The organism is Streptomyces sp. GbtcB6 (assembly GCF_019091475.1).
Lineage (GTDB): Bacteria > Actinomycetota > Actinomycetes > Streptomycetales > Streptomycetaceae > Streptomyces > Streptomyces hyaluromycini.
Window position 1 is genome coordinate 22,577 of record NZ_JAGXJL010000085.1, and the last position, 6,258, is coordinate 28,834.

Sequence of the window (6,258 nt, forward strand, 5' to 3'; positions counted from 1 at the left end):
CGCTCAGTCCTCGGATCCGGTGACGTCCGAAAGATCTTCGAATCCGCTTTCGCGCACCCCGGCCGGTCCGGTGGCCAACGCCGCTTCGAGATGCCCGGCCCAGGAACTCTTCCGGCGCAGGCTCGCGATCGCGGCAGCCCAGAAGTCCTCCCAGCCGCCGGTGGGCCCGATGCCGTCGAGGGGGATCGGGCCCCGGCTCTCGACCTCGGCGCCGTCGTCGAGCAGCATCTGCGGGCTGCCACCGCGTTCGACTTCGGCGATCGCCGCGAGCAGCATCCGGCGGTAGGTGACGATCGCCTTGTCCGACCGGCCGAGGTGCTCACGCGAGCGGTCGTAGATCACGCCCTGGCCTTCGACGGCCATCTGGTCGTGCACGTTGATGTCCTCGCCGAGCCCGGTGTAGGTCCGCGTGCGCTGCTCTTCGGCGTCGAACCGGTACTGGTTCGACCGGTTGCGTACGGGTTTGTAGTCGTGCGGGGTGATGCCCTCAAGGCGCTGCGCCCGCATGGTCTCCCGGTCGACCGGCTGGTCGAGGCTGGTGAACATCGCGTACCAGTAGGTCGACCGGTCGTCGATCGGGACGTGCCACTGGGTGATCGACATCGTCGAACTCAGCGGGATCGTGATGCCGTGGGGGAAGACCTGGTGGGTGATGCGCACGTGGGTCTGGGAGCCGTCGAGGCCGTTTTTGTCGAGTTTGCGCAGCGCCACGATGCGCTGGCCGTAGTCGGTCCGGGCAGTGAAGATCTCGGGCTGGCCGTACTCGCGCAGAATGCGGGTCATCGGCAGGTCGGTGCCGAGGGAGGTGCTGCGGAACTGCTTGCCGTAGGCGTCGCCCGGCTCGTCGTCGTGTTCGAAGCGGTGCAGGTACGACGCGTGCACCGGGTCGATCCCGACCTCCAGTGCTTGCAGCCAGTTGCAGTCGAGGTACCCCTTGAACGCGAAGGTGAACTCCTCCGGCGCAGTCATGCAGTCGAGCGCGGGCAGGGGCGGCGGCTGGCCCGGGCCCAGGTAACCCCAGACGATGCCGTTGCGCTCCACCACGGGGTACGAGTCCAGCTTGACCCGTGAGGCGAGCCGCCCGCCGTCGGTCTCGGCGGGGGTCTGCAGACATCCGCCGTCGGGGCCGAACAGCCAGCCGTGGAAGTAGCAGCGCAAGCCGCCGTCCTCGAGCCGGCCCAGCGAGAGGTCGGCGCCGCGATGAGCGCAGCGGCGCTGGACCAGGCCCAGGGTCCCGTCCTCGGAGCGGAACAGGACGAGGTCCTCGCCGAGCACGCGCGGGGACACGACCGGGCGCGGTCCGGCGAGCTCCTCGCTCAAAGCCACGGGCTGCCAGTAGAGCCGCATCCACGCGCCGCCCGGGGTCCCCCGACCGACTTCGGTCATCCGTTGGTTGTCCTCAAGCCGCACGGCAACTCCATTCGATTACCGAAAACTTATTCGCTATGCTGGGATGCTACGTCGATATGATGGAATGTGGCAATGCCGAAGCTGACCGAACAGGACGAGCACGCTCGACAGGGGCGAATGCTTCCCGACGGCACCAACCCCGCCGACTTCTCGGAGGCACTGGCACGCGGCCTGACCGTGATGCGGGCATTCGGCGTCGAACGGCCGCGGATGACGCTCGCCGAGGTCTCGCGGGAGGTCGGTCTGCCGCCCGCGACCGTCCGCCGGGCCTTGATCACGCTCACTCATCTGGGCTACGTCCGCCTGCAGGACCGCAACTACGAGCTGACGCCCCGAGTGCTGACCCTCGCCGAGTCGTATCTGGCGTCGAACGCGATCAGCCACCTCCTGCAGTCGACCTGCGAGAAGATCTGCACCGAGCTGGACGCCTCCTGCACTGCCGCCGTCCTCGACGGCGAGGACGCGGTGATGATCGCGCGCGCGGTTCCCCGCCAGTTGCTGGCGGTCGGCATCGGCATCGGCTACCGAGTGCCGGCCCTGACCTCGTCCCTGGGGCGAGTCCTGCTCGCAGCCCTGCCGGAGCCTGAACTCGACGAATACCTCCTCGCCAAGAAGCCGCAGACCACGACAGCGCGCACCGTCACCAGCAAACGCAAGCTGCGAACGCTCATCACCCAGGCCGGCACCGACGGCTACGCCTACGTCGACGAAGAGGTCGAAGCCTCGTTCCACTCCGCCGCGGTCCCGGTGCGACGCTGGGACGGCCAGGTCATCGCCGCGCTCAACGTGGGAGCGACCACCGCCGCGTTGTCACGGGAGACCATCCTCGGCCCGGTGTTGAGCCGCCTGCGGGCCGCGGCCGAGGAGCTTCGACCGCAGCTCATCTGAGGAGGCCGGCCGACGATGAGCCGAGGCAGCCCCCTGGCCGGATACCAGGTGCCCCAGTCGGTGCTACTCGTGGACACCCTGTCGATGACCGGGACGGTGAGCGGGGGTTCACTCGATCGCGTGGAGGGTTCGTCGTGCGGCTGAGCCGCAGCGGGAGCCGCAGGTTCGTCGGGCCCCGACGAACCCCGGACTCGGCGGAGTACGGTTGCGGCTGCACCATCCGCCTGCTCAAAAGCCGAGATCCGCAAGCTCTACAGCCGCTGGGAAGTACAGCACGGGCTTGATCGCGTGTCCGGAGTGCATGGCGTCGGCCGCGGTGTTGATGTCGGCGAAGTCGTAGCCGGTGATCATCTTTTCCAGCGGCAACCGCCCGGCCTGGTACTGACGGACCAGGAACGGGATCAGCGTCTCGGGTTCCGAGTCGCCTTCGGTCACGCCGATGACCCGCTTTCCGGGAATCAGGCCGCCGACGTCGAGTGCGACCTCGGCCCCGAACGGCGGCGCCCCGACGACCGCGCAACCGCCGCGGGCTGCCAGTGCGGTGACGGCGGTGCGCAGGACGCCAGTGTTGCCGGTGGACTCCACCGCATTGTCCACTCCGCGCCCGCCGGTCAGCTCGCCGATGACAGCCGCGACATCGTGGTCGGTGGCGTTGATGGTGTGGGTGGCGCCGAGTTCCGCGGCGAGCTGCAACCGGTGCTCGAGGAGGTCGATCGCGATGATCTGCCTCGCGTTGGACCAAGTGGCGGCTATGACGGCGGCGAGGCCGACCGCGCCCGCCCCGAACACCGCGATGGAGTCGCCGTAGGCGGGGGCGAGGACGTTGAGGACCGCGCCGACGCCGGTCTGGATGCCGCATCCCAACGGCGCCACCACTTCGAGCGGGACGTCCGTGTCGACCTTGACCAGGCTGCGTTCGTCGACCAGCGCGCGGGTGGCGAAGGAGGATTGGCCGAAGAAGTGCCCGCCGATGCCGACGCCGGCACGGCGCAGGGTGTGGCTGCCGTCGTCGCGCAGCCCGCCGATGAGGTTGGCCGGCACCCAGGTGTCGCAGTACGCGGGATGCCCACTGCGGCAGGAACCGCAGCGCCCGCAAGAGGTGAAGGTGAGAACCACCTGGTCGCCGGGTGTGACCCGGGTCACCGAGGAGCCGACCGATTCGACGATCCCGGCGCCTTCGTGGCCCAGCACTCCGGGCAGTGGGAACGGCAGGGCGCCGGCGCGGACGCTGAGGTCGGTGTGACAGAGCCCGGCAGCGACCATCCGCACCACGACTTCGTGGGGACGGGCGGCGTCGAGGTCGATGTCCTGGATCGTGAACGGGCCACCGGGTTCGTCTATGACGGCTGCGTGGGTGATGGTCATGGAGGTCCTCCTGTCAGAACGGGTACGTGGGGGCGGCCGCACGCAGAGTCAGCCACTGGGTCTCGGTGAACGACTCGACGTTCGCTCGCTGCCCGCCGACCCGTGACGATCCCGACGAGCCGACGCCGCCGAAGGGGGCGTTGGGGTCGTCGTTGAAGGTCTGGTCGTTGATGTGCACCATCCCGGCGGGAATCCGGTCGGCGATGGACATCGCGAGTGCGAGGTCATTGCCCAGCACACCGAGGCTGAGCCCGAAATCGCTGTCGCAGGCCAGCGCCACGGCTTCGTCGACGTCGGTGAAGCTGCGTACGCACGCAACAGGCCCGAAGACCTCCTCGGCGTAGGCGGGAGTCTCGGACGTGCAGTTGGCGAGCACTGTCGGCCGGTAGAACAGGCCATCGTGGGTTCCGCCGGCGACGAGCCGTGCACCGGCGGCCACGCTGGAGTCGACGAGGGTCTTGGCGTGGTCGAGCTGCTTGCGGTCGATGATCGGGCCGAGCGCGACGTCCTCGCGGAACCCGTCGCCGACGCTGAGCGCGTCGGCCTTCGCGCCCAGGAGCGACACGTAGTCCTCGTAGATCGACTCGTGCACCAGGTGCCGTCCAACGGCCATGCACACCTGCCCGCCGTGGGAAAAGCTGCCGAATGCGCCGCACGACGCGGCAGCCTCGACGTCGACATCCCCGAGCACGATCAGCGCGTTGTTTCCGCCGAGTTCCAGGTGGGTGCGGGTCAGGGATTTCGCCGCCTGGGCACCGATGGCGCGCCCGGCGGGAGTGGAGCCGGTGAAGGACACGACCCGTACTGCGGGGGCGTCGATCATCGCGCTGCCGACCTCGACACCGCCGGGCAGCATCTGCAGCACGCCTTCCGGGAGTCCGGCCTCTTCGAAGATCCGGGCGATGACCACGCCGCCGCAGACCGCGGTGCGGGGGTCGGGCTTGAGCAGCACGGCGTTGCCCAGCGCGAGGGCGGGCGCGACCGAGCGCATCGACAGGATCAGTGGGAAGTTGAACGGCGAGATCACCGATACCACCCCGACCGGCACCCGGCGCTCCATGCTGATGCGCGGCATGGGCGAGTGCAGCAGTTCTCCGTAGGGTGCGGAGGCCAGTGCGGCGGCCTCGGTGCACTCGGTAGCGGAGGCCTGGACCTCGATGCCGCTTTTGAGACGGGTCGAGCCGGACTCGCGTACGACCCAGCCGATGATCTCCTCGGCGTGCTCACGCAAGAGCGCGGCGGCCTTGCTCAGTACCGCCGCGCGCTCGATGGCCGGTGTCGCGGCCCAGTCCCGCTGCGCCCGCGCTGCCCGGAGCGCGGCCTCGGCAACGTCGCCCGCGCCGGCCTGGCCGACCTCCGCGAGGGTGTCGCCAGTGGCCGGCTCAACGGCCGTGTAGGTCTGGCCCGAGCCCTTCTCCCATGCGCCGACGAAGATCCGGCCTGTCCAGTCCGTGGTGTTGAGAAGCGCCATTACTCGCTCCTTCCGTGTCAAAGGAAATAGTGAATCGTCGCCGCGAACAACATCGCGCAGATGTTATGCGCCTCATGAATGCGATATATTTCGGTCCACGTAGGGCAACGACCGTGAGGGAATCGGGGAGTTCCGAAAGATTCTTCGACGCGATACGAGCCGAACTAGGCCCCGACGGCCTCGACCAGCCCGACCACGAGGTCGGTCCGGTCCTCACCCGTGGAAACCGCGGGTGTAGGCGGCCGCGAGCCGTATTGCTCCACCGGACACGAACGCGAATAGGTACTGCCCGAATTGATCCTCATGCCATTTTTCCTTTCGTTGCCACGAATCCGTCAAGGGCCGCGAGGAAACCGTCGAGGTCGTCGGAGTGGATGACGTGTCCCGCGTCGGTGACGGTGCGGACGGTGAAGCCGAGACCTTGGAGCTTCACGCCGGTTTCGGGGCGCAAAGCTCGTCGGTTCGGTTCACCGTGGCCTCGGTGAGTGCGGGTCCCTCGCTCACAGGAACGTCGTGGGGACGGTGACGGGGCCGAGGACCGCCATCTCGGTCAGGGGGATCGCATGCCAGGCCAGTGCCGCGGCAAGGACTTCCGGCGCCCCCGCGCGCACGATGGTGTCCTCGGTGAGTGCGCTGGGCAATCCGGAGCCGAGCAGGAATTCACGCAAGTCGTGCGCGTCATCACGCAGCAACGCCGCGGCGGCCGTCTCGGGCGGACACAGTCTGTCCAGCGCGGCCCACGCGGCAGAAAGGGCGGTTGCTGATGAACGGCCCTGAGATTCCCCCGTGATGCGGAGTGGCTGACAGAGGGTCAGATGGGACTCATGAGAGGAACATCTACCATGGCTGCTCCCCAGGAAGTACTCGCTGGAGTTGCGTGAGCATGCGGTGCGGATGTACCGCGCCGCCGACCCGAAGCCGCAGATCAAGAAAGTGGCCGTCGACCTCGGCGTGCATCCGGAGGCCCTGCGCGGCTGGATCCGAAGGCCGAGGCCGCCGGCTCGGTGGGGAGAGCGCCCCGGTCCGTGGTGGTGGACCGGGGTACTCGTCGTGTGTGTCAGCTGGTTGCCTCGGCGGCGTCCTGGATGAGGTCGGCGACGATTCTGGGGTGGCTGAGCATCACG

8 protein-coding genes are annotated in these 6,258 nt (G+C 68.5%); 3 read left to right on the forward strand and 5 right to left on the reverse strand.

The window, feature by feature from the left end; translation table 11 throughout:
• Positions 1-3: 3 nt before the first annotated feature.
• On the reverse strand, positions 4-1,386 hold the full coding sequence (locus tag KVT45_RS51560; protein WP_254648602.1) for an aromatic ring-hydroxylating dioxygenase subunit alpha: 1,383 nt from the start codon (positions 1,384-1,386) through the stop codon (positions 4-6).
• A 96-nt stretch (positions 1,387-1,482) separates the two neighbouring features.
• Here KVT45_RS51560 and KVT45_RS51565 point away from each other — a divergent pair, with 96 nt between their 5' ends.
• A complete protein-coding gene (locus KVT45_RS51565) occupies positions 1,483-2,298 on the forward strand; it encodes an IclR family transcriptional regulator C-terminal domain-containing protein (protein ID WP_217561446.1) in 816 nt (271 codons plus the stop codon).
• Positions 2,299-2,313: 15 nt separating this feature from the next.
• Positions 2,314-2,442: a hypothetical protein gene (locus tag KVT45_RS57950; RefSeq protein ID WP_302832687.1), complete on the forward strand. Its 129-nt coding sequence runs from the start codon at positions 2,314-2,316 to the stop codon at positions 2,440-2,442.
• 84 nt (positions 2,443-2,526) lie between these two features.
• Here KVT45_RS57950 and KVT45_RS51570 read toward each other — a convergent pair whose 3' ends face one another.
• From KVT45_RS51570 to KVT45_RS51580, 4 genes are all read right to left on the reverse strand, one after another.
• The gene (locus tag KVT45_RS51570; RefSeq protein WP_217561448.1) at positions 2,527-3,663 is read right to left on the reverse strand and encodes an NAD(P)-dependent alcohol dehydrogenase; all 1,137 of its coding nucleotides are present in this window, start codon (positions 3,661-3,663) and stop codon (positions 2,527-2,529) included.
• 13 nt (positions 3,664-3,676) lie between these two features.
• Positions 3,677-5,134 (reverse strand): aldehyde dehydrogenase family protein, encoded by a 1,458-nt coding sequence (locus KVT45_RS51575; RefSeq protein ID WP_217561450.1) that lies wholly within the window; start codon positions 5,132-5,134, stop codon positions 3,677-3,679.
• A 301-nt stretch (positions 5,135-5,435) separates the two neighbouring features.
• Positions 5,436-5,567, reverse strand: a complete 132-nt coding sequence (locus tag KVT45_RS57955; protein WP_302832688.1) for a hypothetical protein — start codon at positions 5,565-5,567, stop codon at positions 5,436-5,438.
• A 67-nt stretch (positions 5,568-5,634) separates the two neighbouring features.
• On the reverse strand, positions 5,635-5,802 hold the full coding sequence (locus KVT45_RS51580; RefSeq protein ID WP_217561452.1) for a hypothetical protein: 168 nt from the start codon (positions 5,800-5,802) through the stop codon (positions 5,635-5,637).
• A 199-nt stretch (positions 5,803-6,001) separates the two neighbouring features.
• On the opposite strand from KVT45_RS51580, the gene KVT45_RS58575 reads away from it, so the two are divergent.
• On the forward strand, positions 6,002-6,223 hold the full coding sequence (locus KVT45_RS58575) for a transposase (RefSeq protein ID WP_368857571.1): 222 nt from the start codon (positions 6,002-6,004) through the stop codon (positions 6,221-6,223).
• The last annotated feature ends 35 nt before the right edge of the window (positions 6,224-6,258 follow it).